Source organism: Glutamicibacter sp. AOP12-B1-11 (assembly GCF_052379245.1).
Lineage (GTDB): Bacteria > Actinomycetota > Actinomycetes > Actinomycetales > Micrococcaceae > Glutamicibacter.
Map to the genome: position 1 here is coordinate 1 of NZ_JBQSYL010000043.1, position 22711 is coordinate 22711.

The window sequence follows — 22711 nt, forward strand, 5'->3', positions numbered from 1 at the left end:
TGTTTCCCACCAACGGGGGGGGGGCCACCCAGGGGGTGCCCCCCCGACGTCCTTAGCGGCGGAAGGTTTCCTGCGTCCTAGAGGCTCATCTCCTCGAGCTGGCGTCCCTTGGTTTCGCGCACCATGAAGATCACGAAGATCAGCGAAAGCAGCGCGAAGAACGCGTAGATGCCGTAGGCCAGCGCCAGGCCTGCCTCGGCGAGGGTCGGGAAGGTGGTGGAGACGGCGAAGTTGGCGATCCACTGGGCGGAGGCGGCAACGCCGAGCGCCAGCGCGCGGATGGAGTTCGGGAAGATTTCGCCGAGCAGCACCCAGACGGCTGGACCCCAGGTCGCGCCGAAGCCAACCACAAACAGGTTCGCGGAGACCAGCGCCACGATGCCCCAACTGCCGGGCAGTGAAACTGCGCCGTCGATGGTGACCGACTGGGCGAAGACGATGGCCATCATGCCCAATGACACGGTCATGATGGACGAGCCGATCAACAGCAGCAGCTTGCGGCCGAGCACGTCGATCAGCAGCACCGCAACGATCGTGGCCACCACGTTGGTGATCGAGGTGATCAGCGAGATGGTGAAGGAATCGGATTCGGCAAAGCCGACAGACTTCCACAGCGTCGTGGAGTAGTAGAAGATTACGTTGATGCCCACGAACTGCTGGAAGACCGAGAGCAGGATGCCCACCCACACCAGCGGGTGGAAGCCGAAGCGCCCGAGCAGGTCCTTGAACACCTGGCGGCGCTCGACGTGGACCGTGTTGCGGATTTCCTCGATCTTGGCTTCGGTTTCGGCCCCCGGGACCATGCCCATATCGCGGGTCAGTACGGTTGCCGCCTCGACGTAGCGGCCCCGCTCGACCAGATAGCGCGGGGATTCCGGCAGGCGCATAGCCAGCACGCCATAGAGGATCGCCGGGATGGCCAGCGAGAGGTACATCCAGCGCCAGGCCGAAAGGCCGAACCAGCCGATGGCGTCGGCCGAACCCATCACGAAGACCAGCAGCGCGCTGACCAGGAAGGCGACGAAGATACCGAGCACGATGGCCATCTGCTGCATGGAGCCCAGGCGTCCGCGGTGCTTGGCGGGGGATACCTCGGCGATGTAGGCCGGGGCGATCACCGAGGCGAAGCCGACGCCGATGCCGCCGACGATGCGCCAGATGATGAGGTCGAACGCGCCGAAGCACAATCCGCAGCCCAGCGCGGAGATCAGCAGCATCGCGGAGGCGATCACCATGGTGCGCACGCGGCCTATGCGTTCGGAGACCATTCCGGCGATCCAGGCGCCGAGCGCAGCGCCAAGCAGGGCGCAGGAAACGGTGAAACCGATGGTTAGCGCGTTGAGCCCGAACTCGTGCTCGACAGCGTCCACGGTGCCGTTAACGATTGATGAGTCATATCCAAAAACGAACCCACCCAGGGCAGCCCCGAGGGCGATCAGGATGAGTCGAGCGGATATCTTTCCGTCAGATGTAGTCGCAGTCACAAGGAGCCATGCTATCGGATTGGGCTGGGGCGCAAAACATTTCCAGCGGGTTTTATGCCCGCGCGGGCCGCCGGCTTATGCGACCTTGGCCATAATTTGGAAAGAATCCTTACAATAGGTGTTCGGGCGGTTCGGGGATCCGCGCAACCCAGCCCCGAAATCCCGCGCAAATCGGGTAAGGTGCCGAGGCCGGGCCTCTCCAGGAGGGCAAAAGAAAACCGGCATCGTGAGCTTCGTCACAATGCCGGCTGGTTCTTCGGTCTTGGCTTAGCGCTCAACCGGTTCAAGGGTGCTATTGCGCAGCTTGGCCACGGTATTCATCAGGTGGTAAACCACAAGGGTCGCAATGGTGCCCAGCGCGATGCCGCCCACCTGGAACTGGCCGAAGGTCAGATCGGTGGTGACCGCAATCGCGATAATCAGTCCGGTTCCGGCGGTCATCAGGTTCACCGGGTTCTGGAAATCCACCTTCGCCTCGATCCACAACCGGGCACCGATAATGCCGATCATTCCGTACAGCACGATCCCCAGCCCGCCGATCACCCCGGCCGGAATGGTATTGATCAAGGCCCCGAATTTCGGCAGGAAGGCCAGCGCTATCGCGGCAATCGCCGCGACCCAATAGGCCGCGGTGGAGTAGACGCGCGAGGCGGCCATCACGCCGATATTCTCCGCATAGGTGGTCGTCGCCGAGCCGCCGCCCATGCCGGCCACCAGGGTTCCGACGCCATCGGCCATCAGCGCCCGCCCATTGAATTCGGAGAGGTCCTTGCCGGTCATGATGCCCACGGTGCGCACATGGCCGATATTCTCCGCGATCAGCACGAATACCGCCGGCAGGAACATCAACGCCACGTTGAAGTCAAAGCTGGGGGCATGGAACTGGGGCAGCCCAATCCAGCCCGCCTGACCCACGGCGGCAAAGTCCACCTGGCCCTGGAGGAGCGCAATCGCGTAGCCGATCACCAGGCCCACCAGGATCGACAGGCGCCCGAGCAGCCCCTTGAACGCGACGGTGGACAGCACCACGGCGAGCACCGTGAGGAAGGTCGTCGCCGGGAAATCGCGCATCGGAGCCAGCGTGGCGCTGGCGAGGTTCAAGCCGATCAGCGCGACGATGGTGCCCATAACCACCGGCGGCATCAACGCGTGGATCCACCGGGTGCCGGTCTTCGCCACGATCGCGCCGACGATGAACAGCGCGGCACCGGTCATCGCGATGCCGCCCAGCGCCGCGGAGAAGTCGTCGCCGACCTTCGAGGCCATCACCGGGGCGATCAGCGCGAAGGAGGACCCCAGGTAGCTGGGCACCTTGTTCTTCGTGATCAGCAAGAAGATGATCGTCGCGACGCCGGTGAACAGCAGCGTGGTGGTCACCGGGAAACCGGTCAGCGTCGGGACCAGGATGCTGGCGCCGAACATCGCCAGAATATGCTGGGCTCCGATGGAAATGGTCTGCGGCCAATGCAGCCGCTCATCCGGGGCAACGACCTCACCTTCGGTGATGGTCTTCCCGTTGCCGTGAATGCTCCACTTCATGCGTTCCTCCAGAATTCCTGGCCCCGCGTTTAGGCCGTAGAGAAGTCTACGCCCTTCGCGTGCGCTTGGGCGAAGAAAGACAGCTCGTGCTCGGCCGAACGCCGGAATGCATCCCACATCCGCTCGCGCAGCGCCGGATCCGCGAGCCGCCAGGCGGCGGCGACCAGCTCGATGGCCGCCGCGGTGGCCTCGTCGAACTCCGCCGAACTGTAGGTGGCCAGCCAGCTCTCATACCGGTGCCCGGCATGATTCGCGGCGCTCAGCCGATTGCCGATGTCCTGATAGATCCAATAGCAGGGCAGGATCGCGGCGATCAGCTCCGGATAGCTGGATGCGCAGGAGCTGAGGTGGTTGACGTAGTTCAACGTGGTGGCGCTCGGCTCGGGGGCCAGGTCGAGTAGCTCGCTGCGGTGCAGCTTCAGCTCACCCTCCAGGATTCCTTCCGCGCCCTTGGCCCAGAAGCGTTGCGCCTCGAGCTGCGGGGCCAGCGCGCTGGCCCGCGCGAGCACCTGCGCATAGCGCTGCAGATACAGGGCGTCCTGGGCCAGGTAGTACTCGAAACGTTCGCGCTCCAGCGTGCCCGCGGAGAGCTCGAGGATGAACTGAAGCTCATCGATTCCACCGCGCAACTCGGCGATCCGCTCCCACCAATCGGCCATCGGATCCGCGCTGTGCCCCGCGAAGAGCCCGGCAAAGTGGTTCACCGGTCCGTGCCCGCTGCCCACCTGCAATTCATCGGCCGCGGCAATCGCCGCGAAGAGGTACTCCTTCGCCGCGCCCAGGGCGGTGGCCCAATCCCCGCCGCGTGCATAGTGCGTGGCCAGCGCGCTGGATAGCGTGCAACCGGTGCCGTGGGTGTTGGCGGTGGCGTGGCGTGGGCCGTCATAGCAGGCGATCACCCCGGCCGGGCCCACCAGCGCGTCGGGGCAGCGTTCGGTGGGCAGGTGGCCGCCCTTGGCGATCACCAGCACCTCGTATTTGGCCGCCAGGCGTTGGGCCTGTTCGAGCAGTTCCTCCCAGCCACGCACCGGTTGCTCGCCGAGCAGGGCCGCAAGCTCTGCGGTATTCGGGGTGAGCACATCCGCCCGGGAAAGCAGTGCGTCCAACGCCGAACCATCGGCCAGCAGCCGGTCCCCGCTGGTCGAGATCATCACCGGGTCCAGCACCACCGGAGCGTGCACCGTTTCCAGCCACCGGGACACCGCGGTGATGATCTGTGAATTGGCCAGCATGCCGATCTTGATCGCGTCGATGCGCACATCTGCGGACACCGATTCCAGCTGCTTGGCCACGAATTCCGCGTCGACGGCCTGCACCGCATCCACCCCTAGGGTGTTCTGCGCGGTGAGCGCGGTGATCACGGCCATGCCGTAGCCGCCGTTGGCGCCGATGGCCTTCAGATCCGCCTGGATGCCCGCGCCTCCCGAGGGGTCGGAGCCGGCAATGGAAAGAATGTTGAGGCTCATTTGGCACCTTCCCAGCGGTCCAGCAGTTCGGCGCTGGCCGCCTGCGGATCCTCGGCGGCGCAGATCGCGCGGACCACCGCCATGCCGGCGGCCCCGCCGTCGCGCAGCGCCGCGGCATCCGCGGCGGTCAGCGAGCCGATGGCCACGGCGGGCAGCTCGGTGAGCCGCTTGGCCCGCAGGAATCCATCGATGCCCAGCGGGGTGGGATGGTCCTTCTTCGTGGGCGTCGCGCGGATCGCCCCGACCCCCAGGTAATCGAGGTATTTCGCGTCGGCGTTGGCCCCGGTCAGCTGTTCATCGGTGGAAGCGCTGAGCCCGATAATCCCCTCGCCGATGATTTCGCGGGCGTAGCGCACCGCAATATCCTTCTGCCCGATGTGGATGCCGGTGACCGCGGCACCCGCTGCCCGTGCCGCGAGGAATACGTCGATGCGGTCGTTGACCAGCAGTTCGGCCTTGCCGGCGGTGAGTTCTGCCGCCGCGCAGGTAAGTTCGAAGAATTCGCGGGCGGTCTCGTTCTTGGCCCGCAGCTGCACCCATTGCACACCCGCGGCCACCGCACCTTCGATGACTTCCAAGGTGCTGCGCGGCTGGCAGCTTTCGGTGTTGGCTACCAGGTAGATTCCCAGATCACGCATTATTTGCCTCCTCAAGGCGCAGGTTGTGCAATTCCTCGGGGTCCAGCAGCGAGAGTTCGTCGAGGAAGGCCGCGGCGAAACTTCCCGGACCGCGGCCGATGGCCAGGGCCTTTTCGGCGGCCAGTCCGTACAGGCCGTGGGCTGCGATCGCCGCGTCGAACGGGTCTTCGCTCACCGCGAGCATTCCGGCGCAGATTGCACCCAGGGCGCAGCCGCCGCCGGTAATCCCGGTCAAGCCGATCCCGTTGCTGTGCACCAGCGTGGTGCGTTTGGCATCGATGATCGCATCGGCCGCCCCGGAGATCGCGACCACCGAACCATATTCGGCGGCCAACTGGCGTCCGGCCTCGATGGCCGCGTGCACGGTGTCCTGCGCGTCCACTCCGCGCCCGGTCGAGCTCCGCCCGGCCAGCGCCAGAATTTCCGAGGCATTGCCGCGGATCAGGGTGGGGCGCTGGGTCACGATTTTTCGCGCGAAGTCAGTGCGCACCGGCAATGCGCCCACGGCCACCGGGTCCAGCACCCAGGGGGTGCCGGCCTGGTTCGCACCGTGAACCGCTTCGTCCATGGCGCGCAGCTGTTCGGTGCTCGGGGTGCCCAGGTTCACCAGGACCGCGGAGGCCACCGCGGCAAATGGCCCGGCTTCGCCGGGCAGGTCGGTCATGGCCGGAGCCGCCCCGGAGGCCAGCAGCGCATTCGCGGTGAAGTTGGTGACCACGGTATTGGTCAGGCAAAACACCAAAGGGGATTGTTGCCGGTAATTCCGGGCAACGGAAGTCAGGGTCATGCGACATCCCTCCGCTAGTTTGAACTAGTTCAGGTTCGACGGGTCTCATCTCAGTCGGTGAATCCGACACCCCGTGTCACTGGCTAGAGCGTACTCACCAAAGCCGCGGAAGAACAAATTATTGCCGCGCCCGGCGTTGCACCAGCGCCCTGACGGTGGCCTCGTCGATTCCCTGAGCTCGGGCCAGCTCCCACACCCGATCCACCGCTTGAACCAGATCACCGGAGGATTTCTCCATATCGGCTCCGGCGTTCACCACCGTTCCGGCACGCCGCCGGGAGGAAACCAGGCCGGTGGCTTCGAGTTCCTTGTAAGCGCGGGCCACCGTCCCGGAAGCGACCCCCAAATCGGTGGCCAGTGCCCGCACCGTAGGGAGCTTGCTTCCCGCCGGCAGCTCGCCCAAGGAAATCAGCGAAGAGATTTGCGTGCGGATCTGTTCATAGGGCGGAACCGCCGCGTCCAGGTCCACGAAAATATGTTGGCTCATACGCGCTGCGGCACCCTAGTTTCTGGGCGGGCCAAAATGATCACTGCCGGGCAGCAGAAGACGATGATCCCCACGGCCGAAACGTAGGGACCTGCCTCGTAACCCCAGGCCAGCATGGCGACGGCCGCCGCGGTGACTACACGGAGGGCGCGTAGTTCGTGGACTTGGCGGTACCAAATTTCTTGCTCCACGGTGACATCCCAAGGCAAGGCCGCACGCCGAACCCACCAGATGTGGCAGGCGGTAGCGGCAAGCAACGCGAGGAGCGCACCCAGCGCAAAGACCGGTTTGACCGGAACTAGACCCCAAAAATATTCGAATGGTGGATTGATCAGCAGGTATGTGGCGCCGATGAGCAAGAGTCCGGCGAGCACATAGACATAGCGCGGCAGGTCTGCGCTGTGCCGAGCCAGTGAATGGGTTCCCCTGGACTTCAGGTGCAGGTAGCCCAGGAACCCGGCATTGAGCACCAAGAACAAGAGGGCTACCACCAGGAGCGACACAATTGCCTGCGGGGCATTCTCACCGGGGCGCGCATTGTCCGCGTACTCGGTCTGCACAAGCGAGGAGGAGCAGGCCAGTGCGATGAGTGTGAGCGCGGTGGTGAGGAATCCAATGGCAAACAAATTTTCGCGCATCCGCAAAAAGGAGGAGGCAGGCTTTGGGCTAGTGGTTCTGGCAAAATTTTCCGGTGGCTTCCACAATGCCATGGCGATGAAGGTGATGAGCATGGCCACGTTAGCGGTGTTTTGCCAGGGTTGATACATGGTGCGATCCAGCGACATAAGCCACGAGGCCTTGTAATGCAGCGACGAGGCTCCAACGGAGGCAAAGGCCAGGATCGAGGTGCGCAGCAGCCGGTTGAGCCAGACTTCGCGCAATACCTGGTTATCGTGGGGGCTGAGCGAACCAAGCGGTTTGCGCAGCAAAATGAAGAGCATCGCGATGAGCAGGGCCAGCGCCAGGGAGGCCAGGTTGATGGCAAACAGGGCCAGCATCTGGTCCGCCGCACGCAGTCCGTCGGTCGCGGACTGCGAAACCCAGGTGCTTCCGTAGGCGTCCGAGGAGGCAACCTCATATTGCGGGGGGACCCCGGTGACGTCGCGGATCATCCACAGGGTAAGACCGGCGCCGAGGAGTACCAGCGCGGCGACGGCACTCAAGGCCTTAGGCAACGGCGTCATCATCGAGCGAGGTTCCAGGGAGGCCGCGCGCACATTCGCCACCGACGCCGGCCAGGAGTAGAGGCCGATCAGATAGATCGACAGCAGCCAGAGTGCCGGACCGGTGGCGGCGAGCAGATCGCTGGCCCACAGGGATTCGCCGGCGCCGGCATGGGCCGCTTGCTGGTTGCTCACCCCGCCGGAACTGCTTACGAAGAAGGCAATCAGCGCGCACCAGAAGGAGTGGGATCTCGCCCGCAGCAGTGCGGGCCTGTTGTCTTGACGGGCAACCGTGCGCAGCCACGCGTAGATCAGGGCTGCGCCGATCGCCATGCTGAACGCGGCGGTGGAGAGTTGATCCATAATTACCTCCGTAAGTTGAAAAACTAATGTATCAAACACCTGATACAAATGGAATATCCCGGGGAATCAATGAAGTAGCATCGAGCCATGGGTCTCTTTACCTCAAATCCGCTTCCAGATCCCGTCGGCGACGCCGCACCGCCGGTAGACGAGCATCCCTCGCGCATCACCGAGGTCCTCGGGCACCTGCGCCGATCCGCCGACACCCGCATCACGCACCCGCGGCGCTTTCGCGCCCAGCAGCTGCGTGCCCTGGAAAAGATGCTGGCCGAACGCACGGGAGAATTCCTCGACGCGCTCGCCGAGGACCTTGGCAAGAGCGCCACCGAGGCGAAGTTCAGCGAAATCGACGTGGTCCGTTCCGAAATCGACCACGCCCAACGGCATCTCTCGGAGTGGATGGATTCAACCGCCGTCAAGGTTCCCTTCGCGCTGCAGCCGGCCATGGCCAAGGTCGAACCCCGGCCGCTGGGGGTCGTGCTGATCATCGGGCCGTGGAACTATCCCTTGCAGTTGATGCTGGCTCCACTGGTCGCCGCGATCGCCGCCGGAAACGCCGCGGTGCTCAAGCCTTCGGAGCTCGCACCGGCCACCTCGGGGGTGCTGGCGAAACTGCTCCCGATGTACCTGGACGCCCGGGTCTACGCGGTTATCGAGGGCGGAGTGGACACCGCCACCGAGCTGCTCGCCGCACGCTGGGACCACATCTTCTTCACCGGTGGACAGCAGGTCGCGCGGGTGGTCGCCGAAGCGGCCGCCAAGCAGCTGACACCCACCACCCTCGAGCTCGGCGGCAAGAGCCCCGCGGTGGTAGACAACCAGTCATTGCCCACCGCCAAGCGCCTGGCCTATGCGAAATTCATGAATACCGGACAGACCTGCGTGGCCCCGGACTATGTGCTCTCCATCGGGGACACCGACGCATTGATCGCCCGGCTCGGCCAGGCGATTGCCGGCTTCTACGGCAAAGACCCGATCAACCACCCGGATTACGGCCGAATCGTCAGCCGGAAGCATTTCGACCGACTGGTGGGCATGCTCGATTCGGGTGAGGTGGTCCACGGCGGCGACTACGACGCGGACACCTTGCGCATCGCCCCGACCATCATGCGCCAGGTCGACCTCGACTCGAAGCTGATGCAGGAAGAGATCTTCGGTCCGATCCTTCCGGTCGTCGAGGTGGCCTCCTTCGACGAGGCGCTTGAATTCATCGCCGCACGCCCCTCCCCGCTGGCCGCGTACCTGATGAGCGAGTCCCCGCGGCTGCAGTCGATCTTCTCCGATCGAGTGCGCGCCGGAGCGATTGTGCACAATGCGCCACTGGCCCAAATGGTCATCCCGTCCCTGCCATTTGGCGGGGTGGGGGCCAGTGGAATGGGCTCGTACCACGGCAAGTATGGCTTCGACCGGCTTTCGCAGATCCGCTCAGAACTCAGCAAAACGACGGTCATTGACACCTTGAGCGCAATATATCCTCCATATACATGGGCTAAGCGAAAGATTATTGATCGCTTACTGTAGCGCGGTTCATAGCTGCTGAAGCTTTCCAGGTGGAATGATTGTTAAGGCCCAAAAACCTTACTTCAGGAGCATCTGCATGACCGAGCCCGCACCGTCCACCGATGGTTTGAAGCGTGGCCTCAAAGCGCGCCATATGCAGATGATCGCCATCGGCGGGTCGATCGGCACCGGACTCTTTGTCGCCTCCGGCGGCACGATCGCCCAGGCAGGCCCGGGCGGTTCGCTGCTCGCCTACGCGCTGATCGGCCTGATGGTCCTGCTCCTAATGCAGTCCTTGGGCGAAATGAGCGCACGGTTGCCGGTGGCCGGCTCCTTCCAGACCTATGCTTCGGTCTTCGTCAACCGCCACTTCGGCTTCGCTATCGGCTGGAACTACTGGTTCAACTGGGCCATTACCGTCGCCGCTGAACTGGTTGCCGCGGGCATTGTGATGTCCTACTGGCTGCCGGATGTCCCCGGCTGGATCTGGGCCGGGACCTTCCTGCTCTTGCTCACCGCGCTGAACGCGCTGTCCACGAAGGCCTTCGGCGAAAGCGAATATTGGCTGGCGATGATCAAGGTCATCACGGTGATCGTGTTCCTCATCTGCGGCGTAGCCATGGTGCTGGGTATTATGGGCGGCAGCTCCCCGGGCTTCAGCAACTGGTCAACCGGAGACGCGCCGTTTGTTGGCGGGTGGCTCTCGGTGGTCTCGGTGTTCATGATCGCCGGCTTCTCGTTCCAGGGCACCGAGCTGGTGGGTGTGGCCGCCGGCGAAGCGGAGAATCCGCAGCGCGATATCCCCAAGGCGATCAAGGCGATCTTCTGGCGCATCATGCTCTTCTATGTGGGCGCAATCTTCATTATTGGTACCCTGCTGCCATATACCGACCCAACCCTGCTCGCCAGCGGTGAGTCGGATATCGCCAATTCGCCATTCACCATGGTCTTCGAGCGCGCCGGAATCGCCTTCGCCGCGGCACTGATGAATGCGGTGATCCTCTCCGCGATCCTTTCGGCGGGCAACTCCGGACTATATGCCTCAGCACGTATGCTTTATTCTATGGCCCGCGACGGCAAGGCGCCGAAGATCTTCGGCCGGCTCAACCGCCGCGGAGTGCCGGTGCCGGCCATGCTCTTAACCGCCTCGGTGGGCCTTTTCGGCTTCCTCACCGCCCTCATCGGGCAAGGCTCGGCCTACACCTGGCTGCTGAACGTCTCCGGGCTGTCCGGTTTTATCGCCTGGGTGGGCATCGCGGTTAGCCACTACAAGTTCCGCAAGGCATATATCGCCAGCGGACAGGACCTGGCCAAACTTCCCTACCGGGCGCCGCTATTCCCGCTGGGGCCGATCCTCGCCTTCGTGATCCTGATCGTGGTGATCGCCGGGCAGAACTACGAAGCGGTACTCCAAGGCCGGGTGCTGGAGGTGCTCTCCAGCTACATCGGGCTTCCGCTCTTCCTGCTGCTCTGGGCGGGCCACTGGTGGAAGACGCGCAAGCAGCCCGAGGTCAAAATCGACCCCTGGAGCCTGCGCTAAGCGGCCAGTGCGGCGTTAACGATGACCTGGGCCTCGCGCAAAACCTGCGCGAGGTGCTCGGCCGAGCGGGTGGATTCGGCGTAGATCTTGTAGATGTCCTCGGTCCCCGAGGGGCGTGCGGCAAACCACGCGTGTTCGCTGGAAACCTTCAGCCCGCCAATGGCGAATCCCGAGGCCTCGGTGAGTTTCGCGGTGATCGGATCCGCGGCGAGCTCGGTCGCGGTGACGGCCTGCGGATCCAGCTTGCCCAGCACGGCCTTCTGCGCCCGCGTTGCCGGGGCGTCGAAGCGGTCATAGAAACTCTGCCCGTGCGCGGCGACCAGCTCGGCATGCCGCTGGCTCGGGCTCTTGCCGGTCACCGCGCGGATTTCGCTGGCAAGCAGCGCGAGCATCAGCCCATCCTTGTCGGTGCTGAAGGCCCGTCCGTTGAAGTCCAGGAAGCTCGCTCCGGCCGATTCTTCACCGCAGAAGGCCACCTTGCCGGAGGCCAGCGGTTCGACAAAGTATTTGAAGCCCACCGGCACCTCGCGTAATTCGCGCCCGTGCGCCGCAACCACCTTGTCGATCAGCACCGAAGAGACCAAAGTCTTGCCGATCTGCGCGTCGGCGGGCCACTGCGGGCGGTGCGTGAGCAGGTAGTCGATGGCCACGGCCAGGAAATGGTTCGGGTTCATCAAGCCGCCATCCGGGGTGACGATTCCGTGCCGGTCGGCGTCCGCATCGTTGCCCGTGGCGATATCGTATTTATCCCGGTTAGCGACCAGCGAGGCCATCGCATGCGCCGAGGAGCAATCCATGCGGATCTTGCCATCCTTATCCAGCGTCATGAAGCCAAAGCGCGGGTCCACCTCTTCGTTCACCACGCTCAGGTTCAGCCCGTAGCGCCGTGAGATCTCGCCCCAGTAGTGCACCGAGGCGCCGCCGAGCGGATCCGCGCCGATCGAGATCCCGGAGGCGGCGATCGCCTCGAAGTCGATCACCTGCGCCAAATCCGCAATGTACAGCTCGCGGAAATCGAAGTCCTCCGGGTTCGCGACCCCACGCAGGATAGCCCCGCTGGCCATCAATTCATTGGCCCGAGCCGCGATCGGTCCGGTGATTTCGGATTCCGCCGGCCCGCCGTGCGGCGGGTTGTATTTGATGCCGCCGTCGGCCGGTGGATTATGCGAGGGGGTGATGACCAGGCCGTCGGCCAGCTCGCCGGCCGCGGCATTGTGGACCAGGATCGCGTGGCTGACCGCCGGGGTAGGGGTCAGGCCGGCGTCGGCGAGAACCCGCACGCCATTGCCCGCCAAGACCTGAAGGGCGGTCCGGTAGGCGGGTTCGGAGAGCGCGTGGCTGTCCTTGCCCACATACATCGGCCCGGTGATTCCCGCGGCCTTGCGGTAATCGACGACCGCCTGGGTGATGGCCGCGATGTGGAGCTCGTTGAACGTTCCGTTCAGCGAGCTTCCCCGGTGGCCGGAGGTGCCGAAGATGACCGCCTGGTCCGGGTTGTCCGGCGACGGGAGGATCGATGCGTACGCGTCGAGTACCGCGTCCAGGTCGATGAGATCTGCCTCGCGCGCAGGCGTTCCGGCTCGTTCGTGTGCCATGTGGTCCCTCTTGTCTTCGTGCATTTTGGCTGGGTTCATAGAATAATCGAAGTCGATGACTTACTATCCGAATAATCCGTATCAGCAACCGCGAGAGCCTGCAGGGCTTTCGACGGCTTCGCTTGTGCTGGGCATCCTCTCGATGCTCGGCTTCTGCATAATCATCCTAGTTCCCTTGGCCGGGGTAATCACCGGGCACCTGGCCCAGCGCCGTGAACCGTCAAGCCGCGGGCTTAGTTTGGCCGGCTTGATTACCTCGTGGGTCGGCCTGGCGATCGCGGTATTGCTTTACGCGTTCATCATCTGGTTGGTTGTCTTCTCCGTGGGGGTGATCGAGAACTACGAGGTCGACTATTCGGGCCTGAACGAGTTCGCCTAGGCCGCTGGTATTCATCAAGCTTCCGAGTTAGCATAACGATATTCGTTGTTAACGACTATCGATAGGATCGGCCATGTCGGGCTTAGCCTTCGGACTCGCGGCAGTCCTCGCCATTGGGGCTCTCGCCCTGCTGCTCATCGCGGTTTTCGGCTCGAAGCGTGGGCCCTCGATTGTTGCTTTCACCCGCATCGTAGCGATCATCGGACTTGTCGGAGTCGGGGTAACCACGATCGCGTCAGCTGCCGTCTTGATCTTCGGCGGCCCGGTTGAAGTCTTGGTTCCGGTGGTGCCATATTGGCCGGAATACCCAAACGTCACGGACGTGACTCCGGAACACGGCGAAGCTGTCGCCGCGGAAATCAACGAAGTGCTGGTGACCGCGAGCAACCTGAGCCTGGGTGTCCGCCTGCTGCTCGCCTCCGGGGCCATCTTCGAGGGGCTGGCCGGCTGCGCGGTGATTCTCGCGGTGATCCTGTTATGCAACCGGCTTCGCGCCGGGGTGGCGTTTACCCCGCGGTTGCGCCGCGCCGGCTGGCTAGTAGCGGCGATCCTTGCCCTGGGCAATACCCTCGGGCAATTCTTGAATGGCTTTGGCAGTAGCCTTGCCGGTGAAGAAACCCTGCGGATCGACGGATTCACCAGCGCGGCTCAAGAATTTACCGCCGCCACCCCCTGGCCTGAACCGACCTTCGCGATCTACTTCGAATTCGGTGCGCTGTTCTTGGCTCTGGGCATTCTGGTGGTCGCCGAGCTCGTCACCGTTGGCCTGACGCTGACTACGCAGAACCAGCGTCTCCAAGCAGATACAGATGGGCTGGTGTAGGCCCATGGGCAGCGTGCATTGCAGGCTTGGTGACTTGCTCGCGGAGCGTGGGATGACCCTCGCACGGCTCAGTGAGCTCGTCGATGTCTCGGTGGTGAATCTATCGATTCTCAAGAATGACCGAGCGAAGGCGATCCGCTACTCCACTCTCGTCGCGATCTGCCAAGCGCTCGACTGCGAGATCGGCGAACTGCTGGTCTTGGCTTAAAACGAAGGCAGGCCCCCGCATGGATGCGGAGGCCTGCCAAAAATTCGGAGCTTAGAGCACCGAGCCCATGAGCTTCTTCAGCGCCGGGGTGGCCGCGATCATTGCCACGCCCAGCACGATGGCGGTGCCGCCCATCGCGAGGAAGTACGGGATTTCGTTGCCCGCAACATAGTAGCCTGCCAGCACGCCCGAAAGCGTGGTGCCCAGGGATACCGAGAGGAAGAACAGCGCGATCATCTGCGTCCCGAACGCCGCCGGAGCCAGCTTGGTGGCAACCGCCTGCCCGATCGGGGAGAGCAGCAGCTCGGCAATGGTGCACAGCAACAGGATGCCGACCATCGCAAGCAGCGGAGTCATCTCCAGGGATTCGAGCGGGATGAAGCACAAGAAGGCTGCACCCACGACGACCAGAGCCAGGCCGAATTTCACTGAGGTGCGCGGCTGGCGCTTGCCCAGCTTGGTCCACATGGCGGCGAACACGCTGGCAAGCAGGATGATGAATACCGGGTTGATCGACTGCACCCAGCTCGCCGGCATCTCCCAGCCGCCCAGGGTGCGATCCAAGCGGCTATCGGAGTAGGCCGCGATGAAGGTGAACTGCTGCTGGAACAGCGCCCAGAAGGCCGCCGAGCCGATGTAGAACGGGATGAACGCCCAGACGTGCTTGCGTTCGACGGCGCTGACCTTCTTGCTGCGCAGGATCAATACGAAGTACACCACGCTGGCGGCGATCACCACGTAGGCGATGGTGCTTGCAAGGTTTGCCGGGGTGACGATCTTCAGCGCGAAGACGAGCACGATCACCGCCAAGATCCCCGCGAAGATGCCCGCGTAGCGCTTGCGCTCGTTGGCCGGCAGCGGGTTGGCCACCTGCCCCGCGGTGTCCGGGAGGTTCTTGCGCCCCTTGGTGTAGATAATCAGTCCGAGGGCCATGCCGACGGCCGCGGCGCCAAAACCGTAATGGAAGCCGAGCTTCTGGTGCAGCAGGCCGGTCAGCAGCGGGCCGAGCAGACCGCCGATGTTCACGCCCATGTAGAACAGCGAGAAGCCCGCGTCGATGCGCGAGTCTTCCTTGGAGTACAGCGAACCGACCAAGGCCACCGCGTTGGCCTTCAATCCGCCGGAGCCGACGGCCACCAGGATCAGGCCCAAGGTCAGTCCAAGGTAGCCCGGCAGCAGCGCCAGGGCGACGTGGCCGGCCATAATGCCGATCGCCGAGAAGAACAGCACCCGTTCGGAGCCGAAGAGGCGGTCCGAGAGCCAGGCGCCAAGAATTGTGGACAGGTAGACGGCGCCGCCGTAGGCGCCGACGAGCGACAGCGCCAAGCTTTGATCCATGCCCAGGCCACCATCGGTGACCGAGTAGTACATGTAGTAGGCCAGCAGAGCCTGCATGCCGTAGAAGGAGAAGCGCTCCCACATTTCGACACTAAAGAGGTTTGCGAGCGCACGCGGATGGCCAAAGAAAGTTTTATTGGTACCCGGGGTGCTCGAAGTAACAGTAGACATGCGTAACATTTTTCGCTTTTCCTTGGGCAAGTGCCCACTTTTGCGATCTATTTCACATGTTACCCATACTGCTGGTAACGGTAAATTTCCCGGCTCACTTGCCCAATTGTTTGGCCAACGCCAAAAGCAGTCCCTCATCGGCGCGCGGCGAGATCAGCTGGACGCTCATCGGCATTCCGGAGCTCGAATTCGTGATCGGAACCGTGATTGCGGCGACCGAGGAGACGTTCACCATCGAGGTATAGGGGGTGTACTGGCACTGCAGCATATAGTCGGTATCCGCATCCTTGCGGGTGAAATAGCCAATCTCCGGCGGAGTCGAAGCCATCGCCGGGGTGAGGATCACATCATGGGCGGACCATTGTCGCACAAAATCCGCAGCGATCTGCTTCAGCCGGGATGCCGCCTGCAGGCTCACCTCGAGGCTGCGCGCGGTGGAGCGCCGGCGGAAGTCTCTGGCCAACTCGCCGAGCAGGCTCTCATCGTCGACCGGAATATTGCGCAATCCATTGGTCCACACCCGGGCGAAGGTTTCCGGGTAGTCGCCCGCGTAGTGAAGATCCGCCGGTTCCACCCGGTGCCTGGCCTCCAGCAGCCGCTTGGCGCGTTCGAAGGCCTCGCGCGCGGGCGCCTGCAGGGTGATCGGGTAGGCGCTTTCGAAGGGGGAGAGGGTGCTGTAGCCGATGCGCAACCCCTTGAGCCTTTCGGGGTAGCTGCCGCGCAGCAGCGGCAGAAAGTGGTCGCTGCCGCGCATCGCATCGAGCAGCATCGCCGCATCCAAGGCATCGTGGGCCAACGGGCCGGAAACCGTCATCTTCGGTGCGCCGAACGCGTCCAGGTAGCCGTCGACCACGTCGCTGGGCACCCGGCCCAGCGAGGGCTTGAGCCCCACCAGGCCGCAGGCTGCGGCGGGGATCCGCACCGACCCGCCGCCATCGGAACCCGGGCCTACGGGAATCATCCCGGCGGCGATCGCCGCGGCCTGGCCGCCGGAGGAACCCCCTGAGGTCAGCCGCGGATCCAGGGGATTGCGCGAGGGCGGAGCGACGAGATTTTCCGAGTAGCTGCTCAGTCCGAATTCCGGAACCTGCGTCTTGCCGGTGATCACCACGCCCTCGGAACGCAACCGCGCGACCAGCGGGTGATCCGCCGTCGCGAGCTGGTGCTCCATGGCGGCGGATCCGTAGGTGGTGGGCATGCCGGCCACCTCGTTCAGGTCCTTGAATGCCGAAGGCAGCCCGTGCAACCGGCCGATCTGCCCGCGCACCTGCTTCTCATCGGCCGCCGCCGCCGCATCCATCGCGTCGGGAGACACGTACACAAATGCGCCAAGCGAGTCGAGCTCATCGATGCGACGCAGATAGTGTTCGGTCACCTCGCGGCTGGAACGCTCTCCACTGGCCAGCTCATCACGCAATTTCAGGGCGGATCTCGTCTTCATATCTGCTTTCGAGGCGGGGAATGACTAGTCTTATAAGCAAACACCCAACCAGAGAGGAATGCCAACCATGAGCGACTTTGAGACTGTTCAGGTCACCGACGTACCTAAGGACGCGTTGATTCTCGACGTGCGCGAGGACTTCGAGTGGGAGGCCGGCCGCGCCGTTGGAGCCAAGCACATCGTGCTCGGCGAGCTGCCGACCCGCGTGGAAGAGCTGGACCCGGATGTTGACACCTACGTCATCTGCCGCACCGGTGGACGCTCGGCGCAGGCGGCGGCCTGGCTGACCGGCCTGGGCTACACGGCGTTCAACATCGCCGGTGGCTCGGACGCGTGGCTCGAAGCCAAGCTCCCGATGGAAGCGGATAACGGTCAGGAACCCACCGTTCGATGAAATACGCCTATTTAGGCCCTGCCGGAACTTTCACCGAGGCGGCACTTTTGCAGGTTCCCGGGGCGCTCGATTCCGAGCGCATTCCGGCCAGCAGCGTTAATAGCGCATTGGCGATGGTCCGCGAGGGCAGTGCCGACGCCGCGATGGTGCCGATCGAGAACTCGGTGGAGGGCGGCGTGTCGGCCACCCTGGACGCCATCGCCGCCGGAGAATCCCTGCAGATCGTCGCCGAGGTGCTGGTGCCGATCAGCTTCGTGCTGGCGGTCCGGGCGAATATCGGCGCGCTGGAGCAGATCCGCGAAATTTCCACGCACGGGCACGCTTGGGCGCAATGCCGGTTGTGGGCCGAAGCGAATATCCCGGCCGCGGTTTTCACCCCGGCTGCTTCCACGGCCGCCGGCGCGCTGGGACTGCTGGACCCGGAGCAGCACCACGACGCGGCGATCTGCTCACCGCTGGTTGCCGAAGCGCGCGGCCTGAAGGTGCTGGTGCGTGGCGTGGAAGACAACGCCGGGGCGGTCACCCGTTTTATCCTGGTCACCTCGCCGGGGGCGATCCCGGCGCCGACGGGTGTGGATAAGTCGACGCTGATTCTGCCGCTTTCCGAGGACCGGCCGGGCGCGTTGATGGGAATTCTGGAGCAATTCACCGCGCGCGGGGTCAACCTCTCGCGCATCGAATCCCGCCCCACCGGCGCGGGCCTGGGGCGCTACTTCTTCTCCGTCGATGTCGAGGGGCACATCGCCGAAGAGCGCGTCTCCGCGGCCCTTGCCGGGTTGCACCGGCTCTGCCCGGAGCTGCGCTTCTTGGGGTCCTACCCGGCGGCGCAGGGCACCCGCCCGTTCATCGATACGCACAATTCAGACGGTGCGTTCGGCGATGCCCGGGACTGGGTGCTCAAGCTGAAGGCCCGCCTCTAGGGCGTGCGAATGCGCAGCGAGGACGGGTTGACCGAGACCTGGAGCTCGTTGACCTGGCCGGTTGGATCCCCGTCGATCTGCGTGTTCATCGGTTCCACGCAGCGCAATGAGATGTCGGTGCTCTGGTAGAAGCTCATCACCGGGATCTTGTTGCGCGAGCGGAATGCGGTCTTCAACAGGATCCAGCCCCATCCGGCGGCCGAACGCGGCGAGAGCACCACCGCGTCGAGCACCCCGTCGTCGATCTTCGCATCCGGGACAAAGTCCACGCCCTGCAGCTTGCCGCAGTTGGCGAAGAGCACCGAGCGGACCTTACGAGTCTGCCAGGCGTCGTCGTTGGAGAGCTTGATCTCGACCTTTTTGCGCCGCCCGGGCAGCTGGCGCAGCCCGGCCTCCGAGTAGGCAAGCCAGCCGACCTTGGATTTCAGCTCCTCGTCGGTGTCGTCGAACAGGTCCGCGTCGGTACCAACCCCGGCGATCACCAAGAACGCGTGGTCCGCGCTGCTGCCATCCAGCAGTTTCAGCTTCATATGGCCCACGTCGATGCGTCGCACCATGCCGCGCACGGCGACCAGCGCCGCGGTGTGCAGGTCGTCGAGCGGCACCTCGACGTTTCGGGCCAGCAGGTTGCCGGTGCCCAGCGGCAGCAACCCGAGAGTCGTTTCGGTGCCTTCGAGTACTTCTGCGACGGCGCGAATCGTGCCGTCGCCACCGGCGGCAATAATTGTGTCGCATCCGGCATCGAGCGCATTTTGGGCGGCTTCTTGACCCGCATTCTCCGGTGTCGTTTCGAAAACCAGCGGCTCTTCGAGGCCGGCCTCGGCACACACGTGGGCTACCGCATCACGCGCTTCGTCGGCACCTGACTTGGATGGATTGATGACCAGCCCAACCTTCTTCGACTCGGATTGCTCCTTCGCCGAAGGGTGCTGGCTCATCGGTTTCCCGTCCTGAGACAGCTTACGCACGGAATACCCGGTTACGGCCGCGAGCACAGCTGCGGCACCGGCTACGGATAATAAGATCACGCGGTTTCTCTGCATAGTGCTCTCATCGTACTCAAGATTGCTACGCTTAAGATGTGATCGACCTGAAAATGCTCACCGATAATCCGGATATGTACCGCGCCTCGCAACGCGCGCGCGGTGCCGACGAAGCGCTGATTGACCAGCTGATTGAGGCTGACTCGGCGCGTCGCGAAACCATAGCCACCTACGAACGCCTGCGCGCAGAGCAGAATGCGTTCTCCAAGAAGGTTGGCGCCGCCAAGGGCGAGGAACGTGCAGCACTGCTTGCGGAGGTCAAGGAGCTTGCGGTGGCCGTCAAGGCTGCCCAGGCTTCCTCCGACGAAGCGGCCGCTACCTGCACCTCCTTGCAGCGCTCCATCCCAAACCTGATCGTCGACGGTATCCCAGCCGGCGGTGAAGACGACTTCGCCCTGGTGAAGACCGTCGGCACCCCGCGCGACTTCGCCGCCGAAGGCTTCGAACCGCTGGATCATCTGCAGATCGCCGAGAAGCTCGGAGCGATCGACATGGAACGCGGGGCGAAGGTCTCCGGATCACGCTTCTATTTCCTGAAGGGCATCGGCGCGCGGCTGGAAATCGCGATGATGAACATGGCGCTGGAGCTCGCGGTCGAACGCGAATTCATTCCAATGATCACCCCGACCCTAGTCCGCCCGGAAACCATGCAGGGTACCGGCTTCGACGTCGAACACGACGATGAGATCTACAAGCTGGAACGTGACGACCTGTATCTGGTCGGCACCTCAGAGGTCGCGCTGGCCGGCTACCACGCCAACGAGATCATGGACCTGTCCGAGGGTCCGATCCGCTACGCCGGCTGGTCCACTTGTTACCGCCGCGAGGCCGGTTCCGCGGGCAAGGACACCCGTGGCATCATCCGCGTGCACCAGTTCAATAAGCTCGAAATGTTCATTTACACCACGGTTGACCAGGCCGAGGCCGAACACGAGCGTCTGCTGGCGATGGAGGAGGAAATGCTCAAGCGCATGGAGCTTCCATACCGTGTCATCGACACCGCCGCCGGGGACCTGGGGATGAGTGCGGCGCGTAAGTTTGACTGCGAGGCTTGGGTGCCATCGCAGGAGACCTTCCGCGAGCTGACCTCGACCTCGAACTGCACGACCTTCCAGTCCCGCCGGTTGAATATCCGCGAACGCGAGATCGTCGACGGCAAGCCTGGCAAGACCCGCGCGGTAGCCACCCTGAACGGCACACTCGCCACGACCCGTTGGATCGTTGCGATTCTGGAAAACCACCAGAACGCGGATGGCACGGTCAACGTGCCTAAGGCGCTGCAACCCTACCTGGGTGGGCTTGAAGTCCTGAAGTAAGCTAATCGACCGGCCCCGCAAAGGCCGGTCGATTGTCTTTTAATCCGCAGTTCACCTGCCATTGTGCCGTGGATCATCGCAATATCCACGCAGCGGTGGTTCACTTGAATCATGACTATTTTGACTAAGACCGGCAACGACGACCGGCTGCAGAACGAAAAGTTGATGATTTGCCTGGATGTCGACGGGACGATCGTCAATCACCAAGGTTTGATGAGCGCCCGGGTGCGCGACGTTGCCCGCGCGGTGGTGTCCGCCGGGCATGAGGTCGTGATCTCCACCGGGCGTTCGCTCGGTGCGGCACTGCCTATTATGAGCGAGCTAGGCATCGACCACGGCTTTGTCGTGGCCAGCAACGGTGGCGTGCTCGCCCGCGTGCAGGGCGAGAAGGTAGAAGTACTGCACCGCGAGGTCTTTGACCCGTCGCTCGCACTGGCGGCGTTGATGCGTCAGCTGCCGAACGCGAAATATGCGGTGGAGAATGAACGCGGTGAATTCTTGTCCAGCGATGTTTTTACCGATGCGAGTTTTGGTGCCGAATCCAAGGTCGTTGACTTTGACGAATTGCTACGCAGCAGGGCTGTCCGCGTGGTGGTCTTCTCCACCGATGCGACGGCCGAAGACTTCGGCCAGGCCGTACACGGTCTGGGCCTTTCCGGCGTCACCTACTCGGTGGGTTGGACCGCATGGTTGGATATCGCCGCCGAGGGTGTCACCAAGGCCAGTGGGCTTGAGCGGTTGCGCACCGAGCTGAAGTTCGAATCGGCTCAATCAATCGCTGTGGGCGATGGTCGTAACGACATTGAGATGCTCCAGTGGGCCGGCTTCGGGGTCGCGATGGGCCAAGCCCCCGACGAGGTCAAAATCGTCGCAGACGAGGTAACCGCTTCGGTGGACGAAGATGGTTTGGCGATCGTTCTAGAACGGCTGTTGCAGCGCTAGCTGGGAGTAAGCACTGCCTACGGAGCGTGGGCTATGGTCCGGGACCGCTGGATTCCTGATTTATCAGCCGGAGCTTGACGCCTCGCACCCATTTTGAATCACGCAGTAGTTGCGGAAATGGTTTGTGCAGGTATCCGGTCGCCGGCGGGGCCGTCGATAGATACATCATCGAGGAGCCCGGGTTCACTCGCATGGTGTGCGGTCCCTTGAGCGCTACGACTTCAAGCCAACCGGGTTTTTCTTTGGCCTTATTGCAGGTCGGGCAGCGCCCTGCCGCATTGTCGCTATCCGTAGGGCCGCCTAGGTGATGCTGAAGTACGTGGTCGGTCTCTTCGACCAGCCCATCGCAGAATGGGGTGCGGCAGTGCCGGTCTCGAATCCTCACGAAGCGGCGAAGCTTTTCGGGGAAGGCGCGGGCCTTGGAGTCCATTGCGATCAATTCCCCGTCCCCTGGGGCGGTGTAGAGTCGCGTCACGTCGGCCAGGGTCTCTAGGCGATCCAGATGCTCCTGAGCTTTGGCGGATTCCATTTCGGCGAAACTCTGCTCGTTGCCAATGGAATTTCCGGCGATTAGTTCCCGCGCGTATTGCGGCGGAACGTATCCGTAGCCTTCCATATAGGCCGGTTCGCGTTCGCCGAGGAGGAGGGTCTTATCGGTCATGATCAGCCCGACGTGCAGTTGCAACGGCAACTTCTCCGGCCGGCCGGCCAGCAAGTAGGTGCAGAGCAGGTCGGCTTTGATCTGCTCCCTGGTACGCAGATCGCCTTGTTTCTTCAGACGGAATGACTCTTGGCGCAGATGCATTTGCAGTGCTGTGCCGGCGACGACGGGCAAGGTGCCGCTGATGCGTACGCAGTTCTTTCCTTTGGAGAAGCGGACATGGCGTTTGGTGTCCGCTTGCTTCATTTTCCGGCACTGATCATCTGAGGCATGGGCCAAGGTGAAGCGTTGCACCGTGTCGGTGAGCTGTTTGGGGCCTTGGGACTCGAACATGTCCGGGTTGTCACGGAAGGTGGCGTCGAATTCGGTCCGGCGTTCGGCTTTGACCTCTTGCAGGGGCGTAAGAACCGCCAGGACTTGGGCTTCGGTGAGTTCGCCGCGAGAGAAGCACTCTGCGAGGTAGGGGGTATCTTCGGCCAAGATCCGGCAGTTGACCAGATAACTGCGGTATCC

Annotated in this window: 21 protein-coding genes and 1 riboswitch; of the genes, 9 read left to right on the forward strand and 12 right to left on the reverse strand. The window is 63.4% G+C overall.

Annotated elements, in window-relative coordinates; translation table 11 throughout:
- Positions 1-77 precede the first annotated feature (77 nt).
- From ACT3UQ_RS18270 to ACT3UQ_RS18300, 7 genes are all read right to left on the reverse strand, one after another.
- Positions 78-1484, reverse strand: coding sequence for a sugar porter family MFS transporter (locus ACT3UQ_RS18270; RefSeq protein WP_444637659.1), 1407 nt, complete (start codon positions 1482-1484; stop codon positions 78-80).
- Between the two features lie 267 nt (positions 1485-1751).
- Positions 1752-3023 carry a uracil-xanthine permease family protein gene (locus ACT3UQ_RS18275; protein ID WP_105554086.1) on the reverse strand — a complete coding sequence of 424 codons (1272 nt, stop codon included), beginning with the start codon at positions 3021-3023 and terminating at the stop codon, positions 1752-1754.
- 29 nt (positions 3024-3052) lie between these two features.
- On the reverse strand, positions 3053-4489 hold the full coding sequence (gene thiD, locus ACT3UQ_RS18280) for a bifunctional hydroxymethylpyrimidine kinase/phosphomethylpyrimidine kinase (RefSeq protein ID WP_444637660.1): 1437 nt from the start codon (positions 4487-4489) through the stop codon (positions 3053-3055).
- Positions 4486-5127 carry a thiamine phosphate synthase gene (gene thiE / locus ACT3UQ_RS18285; protein WP_096282956.1) on the reverse strand — a complete coding sequence of 214 codons (642 nt, stop codon included), beginning with the start codon at positions 5125-5127 and terminating at the stop codon, positions 4486-4488. The genes thiD and thiE overlap by 4 nt, the downstream gene beginning before the upstream one ends.
- Positions 5120-5914 carry a hydroxyethylthiazole kinase gene (thiM, locus tag ACT3UQ_RS18290; RefSeq protein ID WP_096282957.1) on the reverse strand — a complete coding sequence of 265 codons (795 nt, stop codon included), beginning with the start codon at positions 5912-5914 and terminating at the stop codon, positions 5120-5122. The genes thiE and thiM overlap by 8 nt, the downstream gene beginning before the upstream one ends.
- Positions 5904-5998: riboswitch (TPP riboswitch) on the reverse strand. Its footprint overlaps the gene before it by 11 nt.
- Before the next feature lie 34 nt (positions 5999-6032).
- On the reverse strand, positions 6033-6401 hold the full coding sequence (locus ACT3UQ_RS18295) for a GntR family transcriptional regulator (protein WP_096282958.1): 369 nt from the start codon (positions 6399-6401) through the stop codon (positions 6033-6035).
- Positions 6398-7927 (reverse strand): hypothetical protein, encoded by a 1530-nt coding sequence (locus tag ACT3UQ_RS18300; protein WP_096282959.1) that lies wholly within the window; start codon positions 7925-7927, stop codon positions 6398-6400. Before ACT3UQ_RS18300 ends, ACT3UQ_RS18295 begins: the two co-directional genes overlap by 4 nt.
- A gap of 87 nt (positions 7928-8014) precedes the next feature.
- On the opposite strand from ACT3UQ_RS18300, the gene ACT3UQ_RS18305 reads away from it, so the two are divergent.
- Positions 8015-9448, forward strand: coding sequence for an aldehyde dehydrogenase family protein (locus ACT3UQ_RS18305; protein ID WP_096282960.1), 1434 nt, complete (start codon positions 8015-8017; stop codon positions 9446-9448).
- 76 nt (positions 9449-9524) lie between these two features.
- Entirely contained in the window at positions 9525-10967 is a 1443-nt protein-coding gene (locus ACT3UQ_RS18310) for an amino acid permease (protein WP_096282961.1), read from the forward strand.
- On the opposite strand, the gene pgm is transcribed toward ACT3UQ_RS18310, so the two are convergent.
- A complete protein-coding gene (pgm, locus tag ACT3UQ_RS18315; protein WP_444615436.1) occupies positions 10964-12562 on the reverse strand; it encodes a phosphoglucomutase (alpha-D-glucose-1,6-bisphosphate-dependent) in 1599 nt (532 codons plus the stop codon). The genes ACT3UQ_RS18310 and pgm overlap by 4 nt on opposite strands.
- Before the next feature lie 55 nt (positions 12563-12617).
- Here pgm and ACT3UQ_RS18320 point away from each other — a divergent pair, with 55 nt between their 5' ends.
- The 3 genes from ACT3UQ_RS18320 (at position 12618) to ACT3UQ_RS18330 (ending at position 13972) form a co-directional block, all read left to right on the forward strand.
- Positions 12618-12941: a DUF4190 domain-containing protein gene (locus ACT3UQ_RS18320; RefSeq protein ID WP_096282962.1), complete on the forward strand. Its 324-nt coding sequence runs from the start codon at positions 12618-12620 to the stop codon at positions 12939-12941.
- Positions 12942-13014: 73 nt separating this feature from the next.
- Positions 13015-13764 (forward strand): hypothetical protein, encoded by a 750-nt coding sequence (locus ACT3UQ_RS18325; RefSeq protein ID WP_096282963.1) that lies wholly within the window; start codon positions 13015-13017, stop codon positions 13762-13764.
- Positions 13751-13972, forward strand: coding sequence for a helix-turn-helix domain-containing protein (locus tag ACT3UQ_RS18330; protein ID WP_096282964.1), 222 nt, complete (start codon positions 13751-13753; stop codon positions 13970-13972). Before ACT3UQ_RS18325 ends, ACT3UQ_RS18330 begins: the two co-directional genes overlap by 14 nt.
- Before the next feature lie 51 nt (positions 13973-14023).
- Here the strand turns inward: ACT3UQ_RS18330 and ACT3UQ_RS18335 are convergent, their stop codons facing one another.
- A complete protein-coding gene (locus ACT3UQ_RS18335) occupies positions 14024-15481 on the reverse strand; it encodes a peptide MFS transporter (RefSeq protein WP_096282965.1) in 1458 nt (485 codons plus the stop codon).
- 94 nt (positions 15482-15575) lie between these two features.
- Positions 15576-16922: an amidase gene (locus ACT3UQ_RS18340; protein WP_096282966.1), complete on the reverse strand. Its 1347-nt coding sequence runs from the start codon at positions 16920-16922 to the stop codon at positions 15576-15578.
- 67 nt (positions 16923-16989) lie between these two features.
- Between ACT3UQ_RS18340 and ACT3UQ_RS18345 the strand changes: the two genes are divergently transcribed.
- Entirely contained in the window at positions 16990-17316 is a 327-nt protein-coding gene (locus ACT3UQ_RS18345; protein WP_096282967.1) for a rhodanese-like domain-containing protein, read from the forward strand.
- On the forward strand, positions 17313-18236 hold the full coding sequence (gene pheA, locus ACT3UQ_RS18350) for a prephenate dehydratase (protein WP_444637661.1): 924 nt from the start codon (positions 17313-17315) through the stop codon (positions 18234-18236). Before ACT3UQ_RS18345 ends, pheA begins: the two co-directional genes overlap by 4 nt.
- Here the strand turns inward: pheA and ACT3UQ_RS18355 are convergent.
- Positions 18233-19264: a diacylglycerol/lipid kinase family protein gene (locus ACT3UQ_RS18355; RefSeq protein WP_258141579.1), complete on the reverse strand. Its 1032-nt coding sequence runs from the start codon at positions 19262-19264 to the stop codon at positions 18233-18235. The genes pheA and ACT3UQ_RS18355 overlap by 4 nt on opposite strands.
- Before the next feature lie 53 nt (positions 19265-19317).
- On the opposite strand from ACT3UQ_RS18355, the gene serS reads away from it, so the two are divergent.
- Positions 19318-20595: a serine--tRNA ligase gene (serS, locus tag ACT3UQ_RS18360; RefSeq protein WP_444637662.1), complete on the forward strand. Its 1278-nt coding sequence runs from the start codon at positions 19318-19320 to the stop codon at positions 20593-20595.
- 111 nt (positions 20596-20706) lie between these two features.
- Positions 20707-21537 (forward strand): HAD family hydrolase, encoded by an 831-nt coding sequence (locus ACT3UQ_RS18365; protein ID WP_444637663.1) that lies wholly within the window; start codon positions 20707-20709, stop codon positions 21535-21537.
- A 31-nt stretch (positions 21538-21568) separates the two neighbouring features.
- Here the strand turns inward: ACT3UQ_RS18365 and ACT3UQ_RS18370 are convergent.
- On the reverse strand, positions 21569-22711 hold a 1143-nt coding region (locus tag ACT3UQ_RS18370; protein WP_444637664.1), incomplete at its 5' end, for an HNH endonuclease.